This window comes from Halomonas sp. SS10-MC5, assembly GCF_015992245.1.
Taxonomy (GTDB): Bacteria; Pseudomonadota; Gammaproteobacteria; order Pseudomonadales; family Halomonadaceae; genus Halomonas; species Halomonas sulfidoxydans.
The window spans coordinates 2,024,915-2,048,844 of record NZ_CP065435.1; the positions used below are offsets into that span (position 1 = coordinate 2,024,915).

The 23,930-nt window shown below is 65.5% G+C and carries 26 protein-coding genes; 20 read left to right on the top strand and 6 right to left on the bottom strand.

From position 1 onward, the window contains the following. Positions 1-25 precede the first annotated feature (25 nt). From urtA to I4484_RS09610, 14 genes are all read left to right on the top strand, one after another. Complete coding sequence (urtA, locus tag I4484_RS09545; protein WP_197450987.1) at positions 26-1,351, top strand: urea ABC transporter substrate-binding protein; 1,326 nt, start codon at positions 26-28, stop codon at positions 1,349-1,351. Positions 1,352-1,495: 144 nt separating this feature from the next. Then, positions 1,496-3,124, top strand: a complete 1,629-nt coding sequence (urtB, locus tag I4484_RS09550) for an urea ABC transporter permease subunit UrtB (protein WP_197450988.1) — start codon at positions 1,496-1,498, stop codon at positions 3,122-3,124. A gap of 3 nt (positions 3,125-3,127) precedes the next feature. Next, positions 3,128-4,267, top strand: a complete 1,140-nt coding sequence (gene urtC / locus I4484_RS09555; RefSeq protein WP_197450713.1) for an urea ABC transporter permease subunit UrtC — start codon at positions 3,128-3,130, stop codon at positions 4,265-4,267. Beyond that, complete coding sequence (urtD, locus tag I4484_RS09560) at positions 4,264-5,103, top strand: urea ABC transporter ATP-binding protein UrtD (RefSeq protein WP_197450714.1); 840 nt, start codon at positions 4,264-4,266, stop codon at positions 5,101-5,103. The genes urtC and urtD overlap by 4 nt, the downstream gene beginning before the upstream one ends. Then, positions 5,103-5,801, top strand: a complete 699-nt coding sequence (gene urtE / locus I4484_RS09565; RefSeq protein ID WP_197450715.1) for an urea ABC transporter ATP-binding subunit UrtE — start codon at positions 5,103-5,105, stop codon at positions 5,799-5,801. The genes urtD and urtE overlap by 1 nt, the downstream gene beginning before the upstream one ends. A gap of 269 nt (positions 5,802-6,070) precedes the next feature. Next, positions 6,071-6,964 carry an urease accessory protein UreD gene (locus I4484_RS09570; protein ID WP_197450716.1) on the top strand — a complete coding sequence of 298 codons (894 nt, stop codon included), beginning with the start codon at positions 6,071-6,073 and terminating at the stop codon, positions 6,962-6,964. Between the two features lie 18 nt (positions 6,965-6,982). Next, on the top strand, positions 6,983-7,285 hold the full coding sequence (ureA, locus tag I4484_RS09575) for an urease subunit gamma (protein WP_159551673.1): 303 nt from the start codon (positions 6,983-6,985) through the stop codon (positions 7,283-7,285). Positions 7,286-7,434: 149 nt separating this feature from the next. Then, positions 7,435-7,755, top strand: coding sequence for an urease subunit beta (locus I4484_RS09580; protein ID WP_197450717.1), 321 nt, complete (start codon positions 7,435-7,437; stop codon positions 7,753-7,755). After that, entirely contained in the window at positions 7,752-9,455 is a 1,704-nt protein-coding gene (ureC, locus tag I4484_RS09585; RefSeq protein WP_197450718.1) for an urease subunit alpha, read from the top strand. Before I4484_RS09580 ends, ureC begins: the two co-directional genes overlap by 4 nt. A 70-nt stretch (positions 9,456-9,525) precedes the next feature. Next, positions 9,526-10,056 (top strand): urease accessory protein UreE, encoded by a 531-nt coding sequence (gene ureE / locus I4484_RS09590; RefSeq protein ID WP_197450719.1) that lies wholly within the window; start codon positions 9,526-9,528, stop codon positions 10,054-10,056. Beyond that, complete coding sequence (locus I4484_RS09595; RefSeq protein ID WP_197450989.1) at positions 10,034-10,765, top strand: urease accessory protein UreF; 732 nt, start codon at positions 10,034-10,036, stop codon at positions 10,763-10,765. The genes ureE and I4484_RS09595 overlap by 23 nt, the downstream gene beginning before the upstream one ends. A gap of 130 nt (positions 10,766-10,895) precedes the next feature. Then, positions 10,896-11,534, top strand: a complete 639-nt coding sequence (gene ureG, locus I4484_RS09600) for an urease accessory protein UreG (protein ID WP_197450720.1) — start codon at positions 10,896-10,898, stop codon at positions 11,532-11,534. 40 nt (positions 11,535-11,574) lie between these two features. After that, positions 11,575-12,177 (top strand): HupE/UreJ family protein, encoded by a 603-nt coding sequence (locus tag I4484_RS09605; RefSeq protein WP_197450721.1) that lies wholly within the window; start codon positions 11,575-11,577, stop codon positions 12,175-12,177. A 163-nt stretch (positions 12,178-12,340) separates the two neighbouring features. Then, on the top strand, positions 12,341-12,565 hold the full coding sequence (locus I4484_RS09610) for a lipopolysaccharide assembly protein LapA domain-containing protein (RefSeq protein WP_197450722.1): 225 nt from the start codon (positions 12,341-12,343) through the stop codon (positions 12,563-12,565). A 25-nt stretch (positions 12,566-12,590) separates the two neighbouring features. Here the strand turns inward: I4484_RS09610 and I4484_RS09615 are convergent, their stop codons facing one another. Beyond that, positions 12,591-13,511, bottom strand: coding sequence for a YihY/virulence factor BrkB family protein (locus tag I4484_RS09615; RefSeq protein ID WP_197450723.1), 921 nt, complete (start codon positions 13,509-13,511; stop codon positions 12,591-12,593). 395 nt (positions 13,512-13,906) lie between these two features. On the opposite strand from I4484_RS09615, the gene I4484_RS09620 reads away from it, so the two are divergent. The 4 genes from I4484_RS09620 to dcd all read left to right on the top strand — a co-directional run bounded on the left by I4484_RS09620 (position 13,907) and on the right by dcd (position 17,543). Then, the gene (locus I4484_RS09620) at positions 13,907-14,461 is read left to right on the top strand and encodes a hypothetical protein (protein WP_197450724.1); all 555 of its coding nucleotides are present in this window, start codon (positions 13,907-13,909) and stop codon (positions 14,459-14,461) included. Positions 14,462-14,635: 174 nt separating this feature from the next. Next, the gene (locus I4484_RS09625; protein WP_197450725.1) at positions 14,636-15,760 is read left to right on the top strand and encodes a hypothetical protein; all 1,125 of its coding nucleotides are present in this window, start codon (positions 14,636-14,638) and stop codon (positions 15,758-15,760) included. 161 nt (positions 15,761-15,921) lie between these two features. Further along, positions 15,922-16,725 (top strand): iron-sulfur cluster carrier protein ApbC, encoded by an 804-nt coding sequence (apbC, locus tag I4484_RS09630; RefSeq protein ID WP_197450990.1) that lies wholly within the window; start codon positions 15,922-15,924, stop codon positions 16,723-16,725. A 251-nt stretch (positions 16,726-16,976) separates the two neighbouring features. Continuing rightward, the gene (dcd, locus tag I4484_RS09635; RefSeq protein WP_197450726.1) at positions 16,977-17,543 is read left to right on the top strand and encodes a dCTP deaminase; all 567 of its coding nucleotides are present in this window, start codon (positions 16,977-16,979) and stop codon (positions 17,541-17,543) included. Positions 17,544-17,817: 274 nt separating this feature from the next. Here dcd and purN read toward each other — a convergent pair whose 3' ends face one another. Both purN and purM read right to left on the bottom strand, forming a co-directional pair. Further along, on the bottom strand, positions 17,818-18,543 hold the full coding sequence (gene purN, locus I4484_RS09640; RefSeq protein WP_197450727.1) for a phosphoribosylglycinamide formyltransferase: 726 nt from the start codon (positions 18,541-18,543) through the stop codon (positions 17,818-17,820). After that, positions 18,540-19,616 (bottom strand): phosphoribosylformylglycinamidine cyclo-ligase, encoded by a 1,077-nt coding sequence (gene purM / locus I4484_RS09645; RefSeq protein WP_197450728.1) that lies wholly within the window; start codon positions 19,614-19,616, stop codon positions 18,540-18,542. The genes purN and purM overlap by 4 nt, the downstream gene beginning before the upstream one ends. Positions 19,617-19,773: 157 nt before the next feature. On the opposite strand from purM, the gene I4484_RS09650 reads away from it, so the two are divergent. Continuing rightward, positions 19,774-20,850, top strand: coding sequence for an AI-2E family transporter (locus I4484_RS09650; RefSeq protein WP_197450729.1), 1,077 nt, complete (start codon positions 19,774-19,776; stop codon positions 20,848-20,850). Further along, on the top strand, positions 20,847-21,548 hold the full coding sequence (hda, locus tag I4484_RS09655) for a DnaA regulatory inactivator Hda (RefSeq protein WP_197450730.1): 702 nt from the start codon (positions 20,847-20,849) through the stop codon (positions 21,546-21,548). Before I4484_RS09650 ends, hda begins: the two co-directional genes overlap by 4 nt. A 6-nt stretch (positions 21,549-21,554) precedes the next feature. Here the strand turns inward: hda and I4484_RS09660 are convergent, their stop codons facing one another. From I4484_RS09660 to I4484_RS09670, 3 genes are all read right to left on the bottom strand, one after another. Further along, positions 21,555-22,100 carry a carboxypeptidase-like regulatory domain-containing protein gene (locus I4484_RS09660; protein WP_197450731.1) on the bottom strand — a complete coding sequence of 182 codons (546 nt, stop codon included), beginning with the start codon at positions 22,098-22,100 and terminating at the stop codon, positions 21,555-21,557. 147 nt (positions 22,101-22,247) lie between these two features. Beyond that, positions 22,248-22,607: a phasin family protein gene (locus tag I4484_RS09665; protein WP_197450991.1), complete on the bottom strand. Its 360-nt coding sequence runs from the start codon at positions 22,605-22,607 to the stop codon at positions 22,248-22,250. Between the two features lie 123 nt (positions 22,608-22,730). Next, a complete protein-coding gene (locus tag I4484_RS09670; protein ID WP_197450732.1) occupies positions 22,731-23,732 on the bottom strand; it encodes a sensor domain-containing diguanylate cyclase in 1,002 nt (333 codons plus the stop codon). Positions 23,733-23,930: the final 198 nt, after the last annotated feature.

The window sequence follows — 23,930 nt, forward strand, 5'->3', positions numbered from 1 at the left end:
CAACATGCTTTTCCCCGTTCGCCTCATGTCATCCCCGTCCCGCGCTGTGGCCGCAGCCCTGTTGGCGGCGGCGTCCCTCGGTGGTACTGGCCAGGCGCTGGCCCAGGAAGAGCCCATCAAGGTGGGGATCCTGCACTCGCTGTCCGGCACCATGGCGATCAGCGAATCGGCCCTGAAGGACACCGTCGAGATGCTGATCGCGCAGCAGAACGAGCAGGGCGGCCTGCTGGGTCGCCAGCTCGAGGCGGTGGTGGTCGACCCGGCCTCCAACTGGCCGCTGTTCGCCGAGCGTGCCCGCGAGCTGCTCGAGCAGCACGAGGTGGATGTGGTGTTCGGCAACTGGACCTCGGTCTCGCGCAAGGCCGTGCTGCCGGTGTTCGAGGAGCTCAACGGCCTGCTGTTCTATCCGGTGCAGTACGAGGGCGAAGAGTCCTCGGAGAATGTCTTCTACACCGGGGCGGCGCCCAACCAGCAGGCCATCCCGGCGGTGGAATACCTGCTCAACGAGGTAGGCGTGGAGCGCTTTGCGCTGCTCGGCACCGATTACGTCTACCCGCGCACCACCAATCGTATCCTCGAAGCCTTCCTCAAGGAGGAGCACGGCATTGCCGACGAGGACATCATGATCGACTACACGCCGTTCGGTCACTCCGACTGGCAGAACATCGTCGCCGAGGTGCGCCGCTTCGGCAGCGAGGGCAAGAAGACGGCGGTGGTCTCGACCATCAACGGCGACGCCAACGTCCCGTTCTATCGCGAGCTGGCCAACCAGGGCATCGACGCCGCCGACATTCCGGTCATCGCCTTCTCGGTGGGCGAGCAGGAGCTCTCCGGCATCGATACCGGCCCGCTGGTCGGCCACCTGGCCGCCTGGAACTACTTCATGAGCGTGGACACCGACGCCAACTACGACTTCATCGACGCCTGGATCGACTACACTGGCGACGAGGAGGCGGTGACCAACGACCCCATGGAGGCGCACTACATCGGCTTCAACATGTGGGCCGAGGCGGTGCGCAAGGCCGGCACCACCGACGTCGATGCGGTCAAGGAAGCCATCATCGGCGTGACCGTGCCCAACCTGACCGGCGGCTATGCGGCGATGATGCCCAACCACCACATCACCAAGCCGGTGCTGATCGGCGAGGTACAGGACAACGGCCAGTTCGACATCGTCTGGCAGACGCCGGCGACTGTGGCCGGCGATGCCTGGTCCGATTACCTGCCCGGCTCGCGGGACCTGATCGCCGATTGGCGCCTGCCCATGGAGTGCGGCAACTTCAACGTGGTCAACGGCAGCTGCGGCGGCAGCACCGCGGCCGAAGAAGCGGAAGTGGCGCTCGCCGAGTAACTACAGCATGGCCCCCGCTGCCAGCAGCGGGGGAGCACGCCTTCTTCACCGATTCCGAGGAACGCTCCGATGAGATATCCCCCCGTGCCCTGGCCAGTGGCGGCCGGGGCGAGGGCCGGCAGCGCCGCCGAAGCCAGCGAGCCCATGCACACGGCGACAAGGGGTTCGTGGCTGATGGTTCTCGTCCTTGCCCTCACGCTCGCACTTGGTCTTACGCTGGCCGCTCCCGCATCCGCCCAGGAGGCCGAGAGGTCCGATTCAACGGCACAGGCGCTTCTCGCGGCGCTGGACGTGTCGTCGTTTTCCGCCAAGGGTGAGGCCATCGAGGGCATCGTGCGCAGCGACGATCCTCGCGCCCGGGGCTGGCTCCAGGCCCTGCTCGATGGTCGTTTGCAGCGCACCGACGATGGCCGCTTCGTGGTGGTGCTCGACAACTCGGGCCGCCAGTGGCCGGTCGAGGACGCCCTGACCGGCGAGGCCCTGGGCGAGATGTCGCGCCGCGACCTGGACCGCATCGGCATCAACAACGCGCTGCGCAACCAACTGCGCAGCGCGATCGCCGTGGTCGATCTCTATGCCGCCGATGTTGGCTTGCGCCGCGCTTCTGCAGAGCGGTTGCTGGGCGAGGTCGACGGCGACCTGGCTGGCCCCCTGGCCGAGGTGATCGAGGCGGAGCCGGATGCGCGGGTGCAAGAGCGGCTGATCCAGGCGCTCGCCATTTACCGCCTGGAGCAGGGCGAGGTCGAAGCGGTCGAGGAGCTGCGCGGCAGTCTGCATCCGCGGGTCCGGGTGGCGCTCAATCGTGTACTCAACAGTGACGATTCTGCGTTGGTCGACGCCGCTCGTGAGGCACTCAACGGCATCGAGCAGAAGCTCAAGGTCAACCGTGCGGTCGAGACGCTCTACTTCGGCCTGTCGCTGGGCTCGGTGCTGGTGCTCGCCGCCATCGGCCTGGCCATCACCTTCGGCGTGATGGGCGTGATCAACATGGCCCACGGCGAGTTGATCATGCTCGGTGCCTACACCACCTGGGCCATGCAGCAATTGCTGCCGGGCCAGCCGGGGCTGGCCTTGATCCTGGCGATTCCCGCCGGCTTCCTGGTCGCGGCGTTGGCCGGCATCGCCATCGAGCGCGGCGTCATCCAGTTCCTCAAGGGGCGCCCGCTGGAGACGCTGCTGGCGACCTTCGGTGTCAGCCTGATTCTCCAGCAGTTGGTACGCACTGCGATCTCGCCGCTCAACCGTACCGTGGTCACGCCGGAGTGGATGAGCGGCTCCATTGCCGTCAACGATGCGCTCTCTCTCACGCTCAACCGGATGGTGGTGCTCGGCTTCGCCCTGGTGGTGTTCGCCGCGCTGATGCTGATCATGCGCCGTACCCGGCTCGGCCTGGAGGTGCGGGCGGTGACCCAGAACCGTGCCATGGCACGCTCGATGGGCATTCGCGCCACGCGGGTCGACATCCTGACCTTCGCTCTGGGCTCCGGGGTGGCGGGGCTGGCCGGCGTGGCGCTCAGCCAGCTCACCAACGTGGGCCCCAACCTGGGCCAGAACTACATCATCGACTCCTTCATGGTGGTGGTCTTCGGCGGGGTGGGGAACCTGTGGGGCACACTGGTGGCGGGCCTCTCGCTCGGGGTCATCAATCAGGTGCTGGAACCCTGGGCCGGGGCCGTGATGGCCAAGATCATCGTGCTGGTGTTCATCATCCTGTTCATTCAAAAGCGCCCCCGCGGACTCTTCCCGCAGAAGGGCCGGGCGGCGGAGGGCTGATCCATGCAATCGAGATCGTGGCTGATGAGACCGTTCGGCGAACGCTCGACGCTGATCTTTCTCGGCGTGCTGCTGGCGGCGATGGCCCTGGTGACGCTGCTGCACGTGGCCGTGCCGGCGGGGCATCCACTCCATGTCAGCGCTTATACCGTTAACTTGTTCGGCAAGTACCTGAGCTACGCCCTGCTGGCGGTAGCGGTGGATCTGGTGTGGGGCTATCTCGGTATCCTCAGCCTGGGTCATGGCGCCTTCTTCGCCCTGGGCGGCTATGCCATGGGCATGTACCTGATGCGCCAGATCGGTGACCGTGGCGTCTACGGCCACCCGGTGCTGCCCGACTTCATGGTGTTCCTCAACTGGGACAGCCTGCCGTGGTACTGGCATGGCTTCGACATGGCCGGGTTCGCCTTCCTGATGGTGCTGCTGGTACCGGGAGCGTTGGCGCTGGTGTTCGGCTTCCTGGCGTTTCGCTCACGGGTCACCGGGGTCTATCTGTCGATCATCACCCAGGCGCTCACCTTCGCCCTGATGCTGGCCTTCTTCCGCAACGAGATGGGCTTCGGCGGCAACAACGGGCTGACCGATTTCCGCGAGATCCTCGGCTTCAACCTGCGCAGCCGCGACACCCGGCTGGGCCTCTTCCTGGCGACCGGCGTGGCCCTGGCGCTGGGCTACGTGCTGTGCCGGGCCATCGTGACCAGCAAGCTGGGCCGGGTGTGTGTGGCCACCCGCGACGCCGAGGCGCGTACGCGCTTCCTCGGCTACCGGGTCGAGCGCTTCCAGCTGTTCGTGTTCGTGGTTTCGGCCATGCTGGCGGGGCTCGCCGGGGCGCTCTACGTGCCCCAGGTGGGCATCATCAACCCCAGCGAGTTCTCGCCGTTGTTCTCCATCGAGATCGTGCTGTGGGTGGCGCTGGGCGGCCGGGCGACGCTCTATGGAGCGGCGATCGGGGCGATACTCGTCAACTATGCCAAGACGGTGTTCACCGGCGTGATGCCCGACGCCTGGCTGTTCGCCCTGGGCGGGCTCTTCGTGCTGGTGACGGTCTTCCTGCCCAAGGGGGTAGCCGGCCTGTTGGCACTGAGATACCGAGGTCGTGCCGAGGGCTCGGGTGCGTTCTCCGGCAAGGAGGCATCGGCATGAGCATTTTGAGTTCATTGGCCAATCGTGACCGGGTCTTCGATTTCCTGGTGCCGGCCGAGTCGCCGGTCGACGTGCGGCACGGGCCGATTCTCTACCTCGACGACGTCACGGTCAGCTTCGACGGCTTCAAGGCGATCAACGACCTGAACCTGACCATCGACGACGGCGAGCTGCGCTGCATCATCGGACCCAACGGCGCCGGCAAGACCACCATGATGGACATCATCACCGGCAAGACCCGACCCGATAGCGGCAAGGTGTGGTTCGGCAGTCGCCACGACCTGCTGACCATGAACGAGCCGCAGATCGCCAGCCTCGGCATCGGCCGCAAGTTCCAGAAGCCCACGGTGTTCGAGGCGCTCACGGTATTCGAGAACCTGGAGCTGGCGATGGCCGCCGACAAACGCATCCTGCCCACGCTCACGGCACGCATGAACGGCGAGATTCGCGACCGCATCGACGAGGTGCTGCTGACCATCGGCCTGGCCGAGCTGCGTGAGCGTCAGGCGGGCATTCTGTCCCACGGCCAGAAGCAGTGGCTGGAGATCGGCATGCTGCTGATGCAGCGGCCGCGGCTTCTGCTGGTGGACGAGCCGGTGGCGGGGATGACCGAGCAGGAGATGGAGCGTACCGCCGAGCTGCTGACCGGGTTAGCGGGAAAACAATCTGTTGTCGTCGTCGAGCACGATATGGGTTTCGTGCGTTCCATCGCACGCAAGGTGACGGTGCTGCATCAGGGTAGCGTGCTGGCCGAGGGCAGTATGGACCAGGTGTCGAGCGACCCGCAGGTGGTCGAGGTCTACCTGGGCGCCGAAGCCGAGGAGGAGGCGGTCTGATGCTCGAAATCGACAAGCTCAATCAGTTCTATGGCGAGAGCCACACCCTGTGGGATCTCGACCTGGCCGTGCCGGCGGGCCAGTGTACCTGCGTAATGGGGCGCAACGGGGTGGGCAAGACCACCTTGATGAAGGCGATCATGGGGGAGGTGGCGGTGGCCTCCGGCAGCATCCGCTATGCCGACGATGTCGAGCTTACCCGGCGGCGGGTGGAGGATCGTTCGCGGCTGGGGATCGGCTACGTGCCCCAGGGGCGGCAGATCTTCCCGCTGCTCACCGTGGAAGAGAACCTGCGTACCGGCCTGGCGGCACGCGGCGATGGTCGGCGCACCATCCCGGAGCGCATCTTCGAACTCTTCCCGGTGCTCGAGGAGATGAAGCACCGTCGGGGTGGCGATCTCTCCGGCGGCCAGCAGCAGCAGCTGGCCATCGGTCGGGCGCTGGTGATCGAGCCACGCCTGCTGATTCTTGACGAGCCGGGGGAGGGGATCCAGCCCAATATCGTCACCCTGATTGGCGAGGTGATTCGCAAGCTGATCGCCGAGGACGGTCTGACCGTGCTGCTGGTGGAGCAGAAACTGCCCTTCGCCCGCAAGTATGCCGATCGCTTCGCGATCATGGATCGCGGCCGGCCGGTGGCCAGGGGCGAGATCGGTGAGCTCACCGATGCCCTGATCAAGGAGCACCTGACGGTCTAGCCGTTTTGCCAAGGTGGGATTTTTCCATGCACCGTTCTGCGCCATGGCCAAGGAGTCGTCAGGCGCTCATGCGCGGAAACTGTGCGCCGCGCTGGCTTTCGCGCGCCAATCTGGTGCGAAGATGGTCCGTGCAGGTGTGGCTGTATACAAAATAAGCCAATGAATCGTATCCGTTTTTCCTGCATTTCACCGTTCTGGTACAGCGGTTGCCATGAATAGGGCAAAGCCTCGACGAAGAGGCCGAACCCTGTTGCTGAAGGCCGATGCCAATGACGGCTCGTTTCGACGCCAAGACACTGCTGCCGCCCTGTGCTTCCGGTCACCGCTTCGATGCCGGCCGTCGCTGGGTGGCGTCGCTGGAACTCGGCTTCGACCGGCGCCAGGGGGCCACCCGCCTGGTGCGGGCTCGTCATCAGGGCCCGCTGCGGGTGCAGCGGCCTTTCTATCCCGAGGGCCGCGGGGGCTCGTGTCATGTCTACCTGCTGCATCCGCCCGGAGGGCTGGTCAGCGGCGATCTGTTGCACGTCTCGGTTCAGGTCGAATCGGGCGCCCGTGCGTTGGTGACGACGCCTGCGGCCAACAAGCTCTATCGTGCCGACAGCCATGGCGTGGCCTGGTCCCAGCGTACCGAGCTGCAGGTGGCGCCGGGCGGCGTGCTCGAGTGGCTGCCCCAGGAGACCATTGCCTTCGATGGCTCGTGCGGTGAGCAGCACACGGCCATCGAGCTGGCCGGCGATGCGCGTTGCCTGGGCTGGGAAGTGTTGGCGCTGGGCCGACCGGCGAGCCGGCTGCCCTACGTGTCGGGCCGCATCGAGCAGCGCTTTCGGTTGTGTCGCGATGGCAAGCCGCTGTGGTTGGAGCGTCAGCCGCTCGACCCGGAGCACCCGCGCTTCAAGGGGCGCTGGGGGCAGGGGGGCGCCAGCGTGCAGGCCACGCTATGGGCCGTGGGCCTCGACGACGAAGCCAACGCCATCGAAGCGCTGCGAGATGCGATCCCGCCAAGCCCGCGCTGGGCGGTCACCGTGCGCCATGGCGTGCTGTTGCTGCGCTACCTGGGTCATGAGCGTAACGAGGCCTGGGACCTTTGCCAGCAGGCCTGGGCCTGTCTCAGGCCGCTGTTGATCGATTCTCCTCCCCATCCCCCCCGTATCTGGTTCACCTGACGATTGCAGGAGACTCGCATGGAACTGACCCCGAGAGACAAGGACAAGCTGCTGCTGTTCTCGGCCGCCCAACTGGCCGAGCGACGCCGGGCCCGCGGCCTCAAGCTCAACTACCCGGAGGCGGTGGCGCTGATCAGCTTCGAGATCATGGAAGGCGCGAGAGACGGCCGCAGCGTGGCCGAGCTGATGAGCTACGGCCGCGAGATCCTCGGCCGCGACGATGTGATGGAGGGGGTAGCCGAGATGGTGCACGAGGTGCAGGTGGAGGCGACCTTCCCCGATGGCACGAAGCTGGTCACGGTCCACACACCCATCGTCTAGCGGAGGTCGAAATGGCTGCGCTCGGCCATACCGCGTTGAACATCGGCTCGCCATGCTCATTGAACACCCAGTCAACTCCGCTGGCTCGCCTCTGTTCGCCTTGTCTGGCCGTCGCTCGCTCATTTCCGCAACGTTGTTAAGGAGGCGTCATGATTCCTGGGGAGTACCAATTACAGGACGGCGAGATCGAGCTCTGCGCCGGGCGCGAGCGGATCACGGTGGAGGTGGCCAATACCGGCGACCGGCCGATCCAGGTCGGCTCCCATTATCACTTCGCCGAGACCAACCCGGCGCTGGTCTTCGACCGCACCAAGGCGCGTGGTTTTCGCCTGGACGTGGCGGCGGGCACGGCGATTCGCTTCGAGCCGGGTCAGACGCGAGAAGTCACGCTGATTCCCTTTGCCGGCACGCGCCATATCTACGGCTTTCGCGGCGAGGTGATGGGTAAGCTGGATGGAGACGCTTCATGAAGATTTCACGCCAAGCCTATGCCGATATGTATGGCCCCACGGTGGGCGACCGGGTACGCCTGGGCGACACCGAGCTGTGGATCGAAGTCGAGCGCGACGCGACCCATTACGGGGATGAGGTGAAGTTCGGCGGCGGCAAGGTGATCCGCGACGGCATGGGCCAGAGCCAGCGCCTCGACGATACGGTGATGGATACCGTGATCACGAACGCGCTGATCCTCGACTGGTGGGGCATCGTCAAGGCGGACGTGGGCATCCAGGCCGGCCGTATCGCAGCCATCGGCAAGGCGGGCAATCCCGACACCCAGCCCGACGTCGACATCGTCATCGGCCCCGGCACCGAGATCATTGCCGGTGAGGGGAAGATCCTCACCGCCGGCGGCATCGACGCGCACATCCACTTCATCTGCCCCCAGCAGGTGGAAGAAGCCCTGATGAGCGGCATCACCACCATGCTCGGCGGCGGCACCGGGCCGGCCACCGGCAGCAACGCCACTACCTGCACGCCGGGCGCCTGGCACATCGGCAGGATGCTGCAGGCGGTGGACGCGCTGCCGATGAACATCGGCCTGCTGGGAAAGGGCAATGCCAGCCTGCCCGAAGCCCTGGAAGCCCAGCTTGAGGCCGGCGCCATCGGTCTCAAGCTGCACGAGGACTGGGGCACTACCCCGGCCTCCATCGACACCTGCCTGAGCGTGGCCGAAAAGTACGACGTACAGATCGCCATCCATACCGACACGCTCAACGAGTCGGGCTTCGTCGAGGATACGCTGGCCGCCTTCAAGGAGCGCGGCATCCACACCTATCACACCGAGGGCGCCGGTGGCGGTCATGCGCCGGACATCCTGATTGCCTGCTCCAAGCCCTACGTGCTGCCGTCGTCGACCAACCCGACCCGGCCCTACACGGTCAACACCATCGACGAGCACCTCGACATGCTGATGGTGTGCCACCACCTCGATCCCAACATTCCCGAGGACGTGGCCTTCGCCGACTCGCGCATCCGCCGCGAGACCATTGCCGCCGAGGACATCCTGCAGGACATGGGGGTGATCTCGATGATCGCCTCGGACTCCCAGGCCATGGGGAGGGTCGGCGAAGTGGTGTGCCGCACCTGGCAGACCGCGCACAAGATGAAGGTGCAGCGTGGGCTGCTGCCGGAGGACGAAGCGCTCGGCGCCGACAACTTCCGCGCCCGACGCTACATCGCCAAGTACACCATCAACCCGGCGATCACCCACGGCATCGCCCATGAGGTGGGCTCCATCGAGGTCGGCAAGCTGGCCGACCTGGTGCTGTGGAGTCCGGCCTTCTTCGGCGTCAAGCCGGCGCTGATTCTCAAGGCGGGCATGATCGCGGCGGCGCCCATGGGTGACCCCAACGCCTCGATTCCCACGCCGCAGCCGGTGCACTACCGCCCCATGTTCGGTGCCTTCGGCCGGGCGGCGAGCCTGTCGCGGTTGACCTTCGTCAGCCAGGCGGCGCTGGACGCCGGCATCAAGGAGCGGCTGGGCCTGCAAAGCGGGCTGGCGGCATGCAGGAACGTGCGCGGGGTGCGCAAGAGCGACATGAAGCTCAACGATGCCTGCCCCGAGCTCAGCGTCGATCCGCAGACCTATGAGGTGCGTTGCGACGGGGAGCTGCTGACCTGTGAGCCGGCCACCGAGCTGCCCTTGGCCCAGCGCTACCACTTGTTCTGAGCTACGGGCTACGGGCTACGGGCTACGAGCCCGAAGCCCGCGGCTCGTGGCCCGATACTGGGGTTGAATAATGCTGAAACTGACTGAACGCCTGGGACCCATCGAGGGGCGCCAGGCCGGCGATACCCTGACGCTGCCCTATGAGCTGCGCATTCGTGGCCGGCTCAAGGCGGTGAGCGATGCCGGTCGCGAGCTGGGCCTGTTCCTCGACCGCGGCCCGGTGCTGCGCGCCGGCGAGGGGCTGCGCGCCGAGAGCGGTGAGATCGTGCGGGTCAGGGCCGCTGCCGAGCCGGTGGTGACCGCCAGGGTCGCGGCGGGCCTGCCGCTGGCGCGGCTCGCCTATCACCTGGGCAATCGCCATGTGCAGCTGGCCCTGGGAGAGGACGGGCAGGGTGGTTACGTGCGCTTCCCGCCGGACCACGTTCTGGAAGAGCTGGCCGAGTTGCTGGGGGCGAGCCTGGAGCGGCACGAGGCGCCCTTCGACCCCGAGCCGGGCGCCTACCACCAGCTCGGCCATTCACATGCGCATGACCACGATCATGACCATGAGCACGGCCACGATCACGGTCACCACGGCCATGGCCATCACCATGCCCATTGAGGCGGCCTCATTGAGGATGGCGCAGGGCGACGATCTGGCGCTGCTGGGACTGCTGCAACTGGTCAGCCCGGCGCTGCCGATCGGGGCCTTCGCCTTCTCCCAGGGCCTGGAGAGCGCCTTCGAGCTGGGCTGGGTAAAGGATGAGGCGAGCCTCGGCGACTGGCTGACCGGCGTGCTCGACGACGGCCTGTCCCGCTGCGAGCTGCCGGTGCTGGCGCGTCTGCAGCAGGCCTGGGCGAGGGAAGACGAAGAGGCGATTGCGTGGTGGGACAGCTGGCTCGCCGCCAACCGTGAGACCGCCGAGCTGGCGGCAGAGGACTCGCGACTGGGTGCGTCGCTCTCCCGTCTATTGGGCAGCCTGAACCTGTTGCCCGAGGGGCCTTCGAGAGAGTCGCCAGCGATGCCGCCGGGCGCCGGCTATGTGACCGTGTTTGCCTGGGCCGCCCAGGTACGCGGGGTGGCCCCGCGCCAGGCCATGCTCGGCTTCGCCTGGGCCTGGCTCGAGAACCAGCTCGCCGTGGCCTGCAAGGCGCTGCCGCTGGGGCATACCGCGGCCCAGCGACTGGTCGAGCGGCTACGCCCGGCGCTGGTGGCCGCGGTGGATGAAGCGCTCGCGCTCGAGGACGACGAACTCGGCCCCGCGCTGCCCGGGCTGGCATTGGCCAGCGCGCTGCACGAAACCCAGTATTCGCGATTGTTTAGAAGCTAGTAGGAAGTAGGAAAGAGAGAAGAGAGAAGAGGGTAGGCAGGGCGTGAGTTTTCTTCCCTCTTCGAGTCGCGAAGCGACGTCTTCCTTCTCGTGACTTTCCGAATGTCGAATTCATGAAAGGAGCAAGACGATGACACATTGCCTACGCGTCGGCGTCGGCGGCCCGGTGGGCTCCGGCAAGACGGCCCTGCTCAAGCAGCTCTGCCTGGCGCTGCGCGACTACTACGACATTGCCGTGGTCACCAACGATATCTACACCCGTGAGGACGCCGATTTCCTGCTGCGCCACGAGGCGCTGCCGGCCGACCGCATCCTCGGCGTGGAGACCGGTGGCTGCCCGCACACGGCGATCCGCGAGGATGCCTCGATGAACCTCGCCGCCATCGACGAGCTGCAGGAGCGGCACCCCGGCCTGGAGCTGGTGCTGGTGGAGTCGGGCGGCGACAACCTCTCGGCCACCTTCAGCCCCGAGCTCTCCGACCTCACCCTCTACGTGATCGATGTTTCCGCCGGTGACAAGATCCCGCGCAAGGGCGGGCCCGGCATCACCAAGTCGGACCTGCTGATCATCAACAAAATCGACATCGCCGAGCAGGTGCACGCCTCGCTGGAAGTCATGGAGCGCGACTCCAGGAAGATGCGCGGCGAGCGTCCATTCGTCTTCACCAACCTCTACGACGGCGTGGGGCTCGAAGCGATCATCCGCTTCATTCTCGATCGCGGCATGTTGCCGGAGCGTCGTCCCCAGGCCCAGACGGTCAACGCCTGAGCCTAATCCCTTTTTCCTTATCGGCAAGGAGAGCGCCACCATGAAGCACCGTCATTCCCCCGCCGCGCGCCTGGCATTGGCGAGCGCCCCCCTCATGCTGCTGGTCGCGGGCATGGCCGTTGGCCACCCGGGCCACGACCATGCCCATAGCAGTGGCTTTGCCGCCGGCCTGGCGCATCCGTTGCTGGGGCTGGACCACCTGCTGGCGATGCTGGCCGTCGGGCTGTGGAGCCTGCGCCAGAGCCGTGCTTTCAGCCTGGCGGCGCCGCTGCTCGCCGCCGGTGGCATGCTGCTGGGAGCCGGACTGGCCTGGGTCGGGTTGGCATTGCCGGGCGTGGAGTTCGGCATCGCCATGTCGGTACTGCTGGCGGGGGTACTGATCGCCGCGCTGGTCAAGGTGCCGGCCGCGGTGGGCGCCGGCGTGGTGGTGCTGTTCATGCTGTTCCACGGCCATGCCCACGGCAGCGAGATCCCGCATGGCGCCTCCATGTTGACGTACCTGGCCGGTTTCACGCTGGCCACGCTGGCGGTCACCTATGCGGGCCGCCTGGCCGGTGGGTTGCTCATGCAGCGGGAGAACCGCTTCCTGCGGGCTCTGGGCGTGGCGATCACGGCAGCCGGGGCACTGCTTGCCTTCGGCTGATCGCGCGCCGAGCCTGAAGTCCCGCAACGTTTCTCCTCCCTGATGTCCCTCCACGCCCGGCTTTGGCCGGGCGTGTCATGTTGGACGAGACCGATCTTGGCTCGAGTTGACAGGAAACGCGCGACCGCCCAGCTTGAATAGGCAGAACGGCAAAGGAGGGCGCATGGATACGCTACTGCTGGCGATCAAGATCGTCATCACCCTGCTGGTCGCGATTCTCTTCGTGCAGAACATCGTCCTGGTCGAGGTGCGCTTCCTGGCATGGGGAACGCGCATGCCACTGGCGTTGCTGCTGCTCGTCATCTACGTGCTTGGCATGGTCAGCGGCAAGGCGCTGTTCACGCTCATACGCCGGCTACGGAGCGACCGAAAGCACGGTTCCCGGTAGTGAGGGGGTATCGGGAGCGCTCGCTTCAATCCACGTGCGTGATTGCCTCCCGCCGTGGGTCGACGTACCAAGGCAGGCCGCGGCGGGCGTTGTATTCGAGTTCGGCAATGACCTGGGCGCCTAGCAGCACGATCATGGCGCCGACCTCCAGGGTGAGCAGCACCACGATCAGCGTGGCGAGTGAGCCGTAGACGACGTTCACCAGCGAGACGTTGAGGAAGTAGAACATCAGCAGAAAGCGGACCCCTTCCCACAGCAGGGCGGCGACGAAGCCGCCTATCAGGGCTCGCTTCAAGGCGATCTTCACCACGGGCAGCACCTTGTAGATGGCACTGAAGAGCAGGAAGACCCCGAGGAAGCTGAACAGGTTGAGCAGCGGATCGGAGAGGCCGGCGAAGGGCATGTCGCGCCCAAGCACCACCCGCCACAAGGTGCTGATCGCCTCGGCCAGGGCCACCATCAGGCTCAGCGCGAATAGACCGGCGCCCAGCACCAGCATGAACAAATAGGGCAGCAGCACCGAGACCCAGATTCGACGTTTGGGATGTGCCTCCGGCGTATGGAAGATGATCGCCAGGGCGTCTTCCAGCATGCGAAAGACAAAGGAACTGAACACCAGCAGCATCAGGATGCCGAACAGCCCGATGACGTCGCGCGATGCCAGCAGCGCACGTACCGCCTCCAGCAAGCCTTCGGCATGCGCCGGGGCCAGGTGGGCCAACTGAACGCTGAGGACCTCGAGAAGCACGGCTTCGTCCACTACCCGTGTCAGCAGTACGGCGAGCAGGGCGAAGAGGGGCACGATGGAGAGCAGGATGTTGTAGCCGACGCCGCCCGCCAGGAGGATGCCGCGATTGCGCAGAAAGGCGCACAGGACTCGCCACAGGAAGCCGCCAATGCGTGGGATCAACACCATTGCCCGCTGCGACCTGTGATCTCGAGACATGGTGAGGCCGCTCCTTGTGCCGATTGGGATCCTGCTCGTTAAGGTATTAGGGTAGGGCGATGCCGACAAGCCTGGCGCTCCACTGGATGCCTGGCACAGGTCCGCTACACTGGGGCTGACGGAGCCCGGTGGCTTGCCGTGGCGTCCTTCCTGAACCGAACAGCAAGGAGAGCTGTATGCGCAATATCATCTATATCATTGGCTTGATCGTGGTGGTGCTTTTCATCCTGTCGATGCTGGGACTGCGCTGATCCACCTGGTCCCGGACGCAACCCCCCACCGCCGCGTCCCGCTGGACGCAGGCCCGGGCCAGCGGTACTCGGAGCCAGCGGTGCCATGGGGAGGGGCAGGACATGGGCAATCGACGCCGCCGGTCAGGCTGGCTGGGAACCGGTTTGTGTTTGCTTCTGGCCGGCTGCGTCGGTCATGTGCTGCCGCCCGAGCCGTCTTCCCTCGACAGGCCTGTCGAGGTCTACGTGCTCGATCACGGCCGTCACGCCAGCTTGGTATTGCCGCGTGAAGAGGGAGGTATGGTTCGCTACAGCTATGGCGAGTGGCGCTGGTACGTCGAGGGACGGCGCCACTGGCCGGCCGGCGCCGCGGCAATGCTCTGGCCCACTGCATCCGGGCTGGGGCGAGGCGAATATCCGGGAGTCGACTCGCCCGAGCAGTTCCACCGGCTGGCGCCGGAGGGGCTGGACGAGGTCTACCCGATTCAGGCCGAGGCGGGGCGCGTCCTGGCCCTGCGGCGGCGTCTCGATGGGCACTTCGAGCGAGCCGCTGTCGAGCCGGTGCCGAGTGAAGAGTTCGGCCTGGCGTTCGTCCCCCATCCGCGGAAGTACTCCGCCGTACACCAGTCGAATCTGGTCGTAGCCCGCTGGCTGCGTGCCCTGGACGTCGAGGTCCGGGGCTCACCCTGGTTTTCCCGCTGGCGCGTCGAGCCGCCCTGAGCGCAAGCAGGCTCTCCGCATGGCGTAGTATGCGGGGCCGAGCCACCGTCTTGAGCTTCCTTTCGCCTGAAGGTATCGCTATGTATGCTGAGGAAAGAGCGGTTGCCAGCACCTCGATACGCGGCTGTCGCCTGCCGGCGGCGGCTCATACGGACCATCTGGAGGGTCTAGCCCATGTCGGAGACACCCGAAAGCCCACTCTACAAGGATAGGCGCGTCCTGGCCCTGGTCGCCGTGGCCGTGCTCGCCATCATCTGGGCAATCTTCGCCCACAATAGTGCCAGCGATCACCGCGAGCGCAGCCAAGCGCTCGAAGAGCAGCTGTCCTCTGTCGAGGGCGAACACCAGGACCTGCTCGCTGAGCTCAACGAGCGCAACCAGGCCGGAGAGGATGTCGAGACGCTGCAGCAGCGGTTGGCCGAGCTGGAGGAGGAGCGCCAGTCGGTCGAAGCTGCCATGGGCGAGGAGCGACAGGCGGCACGCGGTGAGATCGAGCGACTCGAAGCCGAAGCCGGCGAAGCGGAAAATCGACTCGCGGAGCTGCAGGAGCAACAGGTGACCCTGGAGAGCGAGCTTGAATCGCGCCGCGGCGAGCAGGCCGAGATGGAGGAGAACCTCACGGCGCTGCGTGACGACTACCAGGCCGTGCAGCAGGCACGGGAAGAGGCGGAAGCGGCGCGCGAGGAGGCCGAGCAAGGGCTGCAGGAGACCGAGGCCGCCCGTCAACAGGCCGATGAAGAGCGCCAGCGGGCCGAGACTGAACGCGAGCAGGTGACCAACGAGCTGGGCCAGTTACGCGAAGAGGTCGAGTCTGCCGAGCAGCGCCTCGATACGCTCACTCAGGCAATCGACGAGCGCCAGCAGACACTCGATGCGTTGGAAAGCGATATCGAAGCCCTCGAGGCCTGGCGTGGCGAAGTGGAGAGCGAAGTCGGCGATCTGCAAAGTGAGCGCGACGACGTCGTGGCTGAAACGGAAGCGGCACGCCAGGAGCATGAACAGCTGACTGGCGATCTCGAATCGGGACGCAAGGAGCTCGAAGAGCTCCAGTCTCGCCTCGAACGGCGCCAGCAACAGCTACAGCAGATCGAGTCGCAGCTGGCGAGGTGGCGTGAGGCACTTGCCGAGCTGGAGCTGCAGACCGGGTCCTCTCAGCAAGGCCAGACGGAGCAGGAGGGCCAGCAGCGCGAAGGCCAGACGCAGCAGGAGGGCCAGCAGCGCGAAGGCCAGTCGCAGCAGGAGGGCCAGCAGCAACAGGATCGGCCACAGGAAGAGCCTGCCGATGAGGCACGCAGCTGACCGTCAATATCACGCGATGCGGCGGGCTACGGCTCGCCGCAAGCCGTTTCAGGCAAGGGTCGGCGTCGGTGTTGGCCGCCAGGCATCGGCATCGACGCGTATACTGTCGGAACAGCCCGATGGCGTTTTAGCCACATGAACCATACGAGGAGTCAATCGTGATCGAAGGGGTCAAGCATATCGTGGCCGTGGCATCCGGTAAGGGGGGAGTGGGCAAGTCCACCGTTACCGTCAACCTGGCGCTCGCCATGGTGGCCGAGGGCTATCGGGTCGGTATTCTCGATGCCGACATCCACGGCCCCAGTCAGGCCCAGATGCTGGGCGTTCCGGAAGGCGTGCGGCCCCAGCAGGCCGGTGAGAACAAGTTCAGGCCGCTGGAAATGCACGGCGTACAAGCCATGTCGATGGCATTCATGGTCGATACGCGCGAACCCATGGTGTGGCGCGGGCCGATGGTGGCGGGGGCCTTTCAGCAGCTGCTGACCCAGACGGCATGGCAGGATCTCGACGTGCTGTTCATCGACATGCCGCCGGGCACCGGGGACATCCAGTTGACCCTGGCGCAGAAGGTGCCGGTGGATGGCGCCGTGATCGTGACCACCCCCCAGGACATCGCCCTGCTCGATGCGCGCAAGGGGATCGAGATGTTCCGCAAGGTGAACGTGCCGGTGCTGGGTGTGGTCGAGAACATGAGCCTGCACGTGTGCTCCAACTGCGGCCATGCCGAACCGATCTTCGGCGAAGGAGGCGGCGAGCGCATTGCGGAGGAGTACGACACTCGCGTGCTGGGCAGGCTGCCGCTGGCACTGTCGATCCGTGAGCAGGTCGACGGTGGCCGGCCGACGGTGGTTGCCGAGCCGGAAGGGGAGGTGACCCATACCTTCCGCGACATGGCGCGGCAGATCGCCAAGGCGCTCGAGGGTCAGTCGACGGACGAGGGACCGAGCATCTCGTTCAGCGATTGAGTGCGCCACGGCCAGGAGCGTTGGCCGCTGGTCGTGACGCCTGCACCTAGGGCCGTTATGATAGCGGCCCTAGGCAATTTCTGAAAACTGGCTGCGCTTGGCCATACGGCGTTAAAAATCAGCTCAAAGTACTCATTTACAACACGTAAACTCCGTCTTTTCGCTGATTTTTGCCTTGTCTGACCTTCGCTCGCCGACTTTTCAGCCAAAGCCACTTCTTCATTCTTCGGCACAACATCTCAGGACGTTCCATGAGCATCAAGCCCGACAGTTGGATCCGCCGCATGGCCGAGCGGGAAGGCATGATCGAACCCTTCGAAGCCGACCAGGTGCGTTACGTGAACGATCAGCGGGTGATCTCCTATGGGACCTCCAGCTACGGCTACGACGTTCGCTGTGCCGACGAGTTCAAGGTGTTCACCAACATCCACTCGGCAGTGGTCGATCCCAAGGCCTTCGACGAGAAGAGCTTCGTCGACGTCAAGGGTGACGTCTGCGTGATTCCGCCCAACTCCTTCGCCCTGGCACGCACCGTGGAGTATTTCCGCATTCCGCGCAGCGTGTTGACCATCTGCCTGGGCAAGTCGACCTACGCCCGCTGCGGCATCATCGTCAACGTGACGCCGCTGGAGCCCGAGTGGGAAGGGCACGTGACCCTGGAGTTCTCCAACACCACCAACCTGCCGGCCAAGATCTACGCCAACGAGGGCGTGGCGCAGATGCTGTTCCTGGAATCGGACGAGGTATGCGCGACCTCCTACAAGGACCGCGGCGGCAAGTATATGGGGCAGAGGGGGGTGACTCTGCCCCGCACCTGAGAAAGCGCCGATTTATTGCTGCGCTCGACGACCCACATGGATGTGGGAAGTGCGTTGGTTCGTCGGGAACGAACCTGGCCATCCTGACCGCCGGCGGTGCCGAGGCGTCGGACCGTCAAAATGCTCATGTAGCAGGCAACACTCCGGTTGACTCGCAGCCTTCGGCTTCTCGCCCCTTCGGGGCCAGCCTACGGCTGTTTGTCGCTTCGCTCGGTATTGCGCTCCGGCGGCGATCAGCCTGTCTTCGCTCGCGACATAAATCGCCGGCTTTCTACTATTTCTCGTCCAGCTCCTCGGCGGCGTCGGCGTGGGAGAGGCGTAGCCCCTGGGGTGGCAGCGGGGTGCCGTCGAGCACGGCGGCCGCCCCCTCGAGGCGCAGGCGCCCCTCGAGGAACCACTTCACCGCGATGGGGTAGATCAGGTGCTCGCGGGCGTGCACCTTCTCCTTGAGACTGGCCTCGGTCTCGTCCTCACTCACGTTCACCACGGCCTGGATCGCTACCGGGCCGCCGTCGAGCTCCTCGGTGACGAAGTGCACGCTGCAGCCGTGCTCGGTCACGCCGTCGGCCAGCGCCTTGACGTGGGTGTTGAGGCCGCGATAGGCGGGCAGCAGGGAGGGGTGGATATTGAGCATGCGTCCATGGAAGCGCTGCACGAAGCGCGAGCTGAGGATGCGCATGAAGCCGGCCAGTACCACCAGGTCCGGTTCGTGGCGCTCGATCACCTTGATCAGGGCGCCGTCGTAGGCTTCACGGCTGTCGTATTCGCCGTGGGGTAGCACCACGGCGTCGATGCCGGCATCGCGGGCTCGCTGCAGGCCGTAGGCGTCCGCGACGTTGGAGATCACCGCGACGATCTCGCCGCCCAGGCGGTCATGGGTCTGCTCGTCGATCAGCGCCTGCAGGTTGCTGCCGTTGCCGGAGATCAGCACCACGACCCGACGCGCGCCGGTCGGCTCGGGGGTCAGGTCGTTGAGGGTGTCGCTGGCGTAGTCGCTCATGCCTCGAGGTTCTCCAACTGCACGGCTTCTTCTCCTTCGCGGCGGGCCACGATCTCGCCGACACGGTAGACCGTCTCGCCCTGCGCCTGAAGGTGGGCGCGAGCCTGGTCGGCCTGAGCGGAGGGCACGACGACGACCATGCCGATGCCGCAGTTGAGCACGCGATACATCTCATGCTCCGCCACGTTGCCCTGTTGCTGCAGCCAGTCGAACAGCGCCGGGCGGGTCCAGCTCTTCACGTCGATGCGTGCGGCAAGCGTTTCCGGCAGGACACGGGGCACGTTTTCCAGCAGCCCGCCACCGGTGATGTGGGACAGGGCGTGCACCGCCACACCGCTCTCCTTGATCAGCGACAGCAGCGGCTTGACGTAGATGCGAGTGGGGGCGAGCAGGGCGTCGCCAAGGGGCTGGCCGTCGATGGCGGTATCCAGCGACGCGCCGCTCACCTCGAGGATCTTGCGAATCAGCGAGTAGCCGTTGGAGTGAGCCCCGGTGGAGGCGATGCCCAGCAGCACGTCGCCTTCGCCGACTTGGCTGCCGTCGAGGATCTCGGATTTCTCCACCACGCCGACGCAGAAGCCGGCCAGGTCGTAGTCGCTGCCTTCGTACATGCCCGGCATCTCGGCGGTCTCGCCGCCTACCAGGGCACAGCCGGCGCGCTCGCAGCCTTCGCCGATGCCGGCCACCACGTCGGCGGCGATGTCCACATCGAGCTTGCCCGTGGCATAGTAGTCGAGGAAGAACAGCGGCTCGGCGCCGGCCACGACCAGGTCGTTGACGCACATGGCGACCAGGTCGACACCGATGGTGTCATGGCGACCCAGGTCCATGGCCAGGCGCAGCTTGGTGCCCACGCCGTCGGTGCCGGATACCAGGACCGGTTCACGATAGCCGGAGGGCAACTGGCACAGGGCGCCGAAGCCACCCAGCCCGCCCAACACCTCGGGGCGCATGGTGCGCTTCGCGACGCCCTTGATGCGGTCGACCAGGGCATTGCCGGCATCGATGTCAACGCCGGCATCCTTGTAGCTCAGCGAAGCCTTGGCGTTGTCGGGAGAGGTGGAATCGGTCATGGCCTGTCCTGTAGGAAGAAACGCGGTTAGTGGTCCGTTGGCTGGCGTCAGGCGATAGGTCGCCCGATGGCCGCAGCAGTGGGCAAGATCGGGCCGGAATTGTAGCATCACGAAACACGGCTCGCATCGCCGTGAACGACGAACGCAGGGAGGTGTGATGCGCAGAGAGTGGTGGATACTGGGCGGTGTGGTGGCGGTGGTATGGCTGCTGTTCCAGCTGGAGACGATGTTGATGCCGTTCATTGCCGGCATGATCCTGGCGTACCTGTGCGATCCCCTGGCCGATCGGCTGGAGCGCCTGGGCCTGTCGCGCATGCTGGCGGTGTGCGCTGTGTTCCTGCTCATGACAATCCTGCTGGCGATCGCGCTGTTGATCCTGATTCCGCTGCTCATGCAGCAGATCCGTCAGTTCAACCAGATGATCCCGGGGATCTTCGCCTGGGTACAGACGTCGCTGGCGCCTCAGCTGCAGGACTGGACGGGGCTCGACGTGACGGCCGATCTCGATGCCATCCAGCAGACGCTGGCACGCAACTGGCAGAACGCAGGGGAGTACGCGGCCCAGCTGCTGGGCCGGGTGGGCCGATCGGGCATGGCCTTCATCACCTGGGTCACCTACGTGGCGCTGATTCCGGTGGTGACCTTCTATCTGCTGCTCGACTGGGACAGGATGATGGCCAACCTGCGCGATATGCTGCCGCGCCACTGGGAGCCCGATGCGGTACGCCTGAGCCGCCGCTGCGACGAGGTGCTGTCGGCCTTCCTGCGCGGTCAACTGCTGGTCATGCTGTCGCTGGGCGTGATCTATGCGCTCGGGTTGACCCTGGTCGGCGTTCGTTTCGGGTTGTTGATCGGCATGGTCGCGGGGCTGGCCAGCATCGTGCCGTTCCTGGGCTTCATCGTCGGCATCAGCGTGGCGCTGCTGGTGGCTTTCTTTCAGTTTGGTACCTGGCTCGCGCTGTTCGGCGTCGTGGTCGTGTTCGCCATCGGCCAGGCGCTCGAAAGCACGCTGTTACAGCCCAAGCTGCTCGGGGATCGAATCGGCCTGCATCCGGTGGCGGTCATCTTTGCCGTGCTGGCCGGGGGCAACCTGTTTGGTTTCACCGGCGTATTGCTGGCGCTGCCGGCCGCGGCGGTGATCATGGTACTCTTGCGCGAGCTCAACGACCGCTACAAGCGCAGTACGCTCTACGACGTCGATGGGCCGCAGCATCGCCACGAGGATTCACCATGAGCCGAGCGCCTGCGCAGCTGCCATTGGGGGTGGGGCTGCGCGACGATGCCACCTTCGACAGTTTCCTGCCGGCGGCCAATGCCGCCCTGGTGGAACACCTCTCGCGTCAGCTCGATGCTGACGGCGAGCCGTTTCTCTACGTATGGGGAGCCTCTGGCAGCGGTCGCAGCCACTTGCTTCAGGCGGCCTGCCACGCCGCCTCGGATCGTGACCTGCGGGCCCTCTACCTGCCGCTTCAGGATCTCGGCCACTTTCCCCCCCTGATGCTCGAGGATGCCGAGCGCCTCGACCTGGTGGCCATCGACGATGTGGACAGCGTCATCGGGCGGCGGCGCTGGGAAGAGGGTCTCTTCCATGCCTTCAACCGCCTGCGTGATGCCGGCAAGCGCCTGGTGATGTCGGGCGCCGTGGCACCCCGCCAGCTGCCCGTGAAACTGCCCGACCTGGCCTCGCGCCTGAGCTGGGGTGTCACTTTTCATCTGCAGCGACTGGATGATGGCGAGCGACTGCAGGCCCTGCAGCTGCGTGCAAGGGTGCGTGGCATGCAGCTTCCTGATGAGGTGGCGCGCTACATCCTGCATCGCGGGCCGCGGCGTCTCGACGAGCTGTTCGAGGCACTGGCCTTGCTCGACCGGGCCTCGCTGTCCGCCCAGCGCAAGCTGACGATTCCCTTCGTCAAGCAGGCGCTGGGCTGGTAGCGTCGTTCAGCGGCTCAGGTTGACCTCGAGACGCTGGCCGTTACGCAGCGACACCTGGCGCAAGATCACCTGGCGCTCACCGCGTGAATTGACCATGCTGCCCGAGACGTAGAACTCCCCGGACGGGAGCCCATTGAGGCTGAAGTTCCCGCTGCCGTCGGTACGGGTCGTATGGGTGTATTCGCGTGCACGAGGGTCGGCAGGTTCGACCGCTCGCCCGGCCAGCGCGTGTTCGGCAGCCTCAGCCGAGTAGGTGGTGACGGGGGCCACGGCAATGGTCTCGCCGGCACCCGGCCTGCCGTTGAGGCTGAGCCGGCCGGTAATGCTTGCGCTGCCGGTTTTCGGTAGCGCGGCGTACTCCTCGGCGGGAAATGCCACCTGACGCGGGACGCGCGGCGGTGCGGGGCGCTGCTCGTCGGGGCGCTCGGCGTCAGGGCGTTGGGGCTCGCCGATCTCGATGATCTCGATGCGCTCGGGGGGCGGGCCCGGCTCCATCATCTGGCAACCACTAAGGAGCAGGCCCAGCAGGGCCAGGGAAATCCAGGCTTTCATACGATCGCTTCCTCACTGCCATGCCCGTGCGTATCGAGCATAAACGAAGGGGGCGGACGGTGACAGGCCCTGCGGCAAGCGAAAGGCCCGTCGAACCGGGTTCGACGGGCCTTCTTGGGTGTACGTCCGTGGGAGCGTACAGCCGCGTCACGACTTGGCGGAAGCCGCCTGCTGGGTCTGTTTCAGGCTGCTTTCGGCGAGCTTCTGGCTCTGCTGCACGAAATCCTGATTCAGGGAGACGACCTTCTCGGCATCGCCCTTGAGCCGTTCGGCCATGTCCTTGGCGAACTGCTGCTGCCCCTCGAAATAGTTGCGCAGACCATCGGCATCGCGTACCTCGAGCAGCCCACGGGCCTGAGCCAGGCCGGTGTCGGTATAAGCCTTGGCGGTATCCAACTGGGCGGTGAGAAGCTTCTCGGTGTAGTCGATGCTAAGCGCGGCATAGGCGCGGGCCGGGCCGAGAAGCATGGCTTCGAACGGCTTGGTGTCGAAGCTGAAAGTCTTCATCATTTCCTGTGAACCTCCGGGTTCGCGATTGGTGACGAAGTGAATTCGTCCTGCTGCGATGCAACATAGCAGAGTTGTTTGTGCACTGCAATATGCGTTTCGGTAAGCCTCTGTTGCTTCCTGTCAGGCGGCACATTCGATTCGGTTGCGTCCGTTCCGCTTGGCCTGCAACAGCATGGTGTCGGCACGATGAATCAGGTCGACGACGAAGTGATCGGTAGGCGCCAGGCAGGCGATGCCGATACTGACCGTGAACCGGGACGTCTGAGTCAGCGTCCGCCTTAGGCGCTCGGCAATCTCCCGAGCCCCGTCGGCCGTGGTCTCCGGCATCAGGATGAGAAACTCGTCGCCACCGTAGCGACCGACCAGATCGCACTCGCGGACCGTGGCCAGTATCGTGTGCGCGACGCAGCGCAGGGCTTCGTCGCCCGCAAGGTGGCCCTCGCTGTCATTGATCTTCTTGAAGTAGTCGATATCGAGCATCATCAGGCAGAGCGATTGCTCGTAGCGCGAGGCGCGGCGAAGCTCCAGTTCGGCCAGTTCCTGCAGGTAGCGGCGGTTGTAGGTGTCGGTCAGGCAGTCATGTGTCGCCAGGTGGGTCAGGTGCTCGTTGGCAGCGACGAGTTCTGCCGTGCGTTCATGCACCCGCCGTTCGAATTCCTTGCTCTCGGGGCTGGCGCCGACGGGCTGCTCGGGTAGCTGCGACATGTCGCGGGACACACCGAACAGATGGGTGACGCGTCCCTCCTGATTGGTGATCGGCACCAGCAGGGTCTGCCAGTGCCCTTGCTGGCAAGCCCCGTGGCGGTCGACGTAGCCGCCTTTCTCCTCATAGCGAATGGGGCTGCCGCACTCGGCGCAGCGATGCAGGTTGGCGATCACGCCATGGCACATGGGGGGAGGAAGCAACTGCTCGATACGCTTGCCGATGCAGGCAGTTTCATCGCCGAGCATGGCCTGGCGCGTCGAGTTCATGGCCTCGATCACAAAGTCGGCAGGACCCTCGACACGAACGATGAACATGTGCTCGGGGCAATATTCCCAGAGGCTGCGCAACAGCAGCATGCCAGCATTGGCGTTGAGCCGACCGAGAATGTCAGACGTCATCCAGGATGTCTTGTGCATGGCTAGATTCCCTTGAGTGGCGTTCCTCTTGTCCCAGAGGTAACGCTGAGCCTGCGGCAGTGCAGCATTAACACTAGGTCGCGGGATTTCATCGTGCAGCATGGTTTTCGTCATGACATAGGCGAGGGGAGGTTGACATTGCCCTGGTCGGAGCATGACGTAACTCAACCTGCGGTGCCGCAGCCCCCTCCCTATACT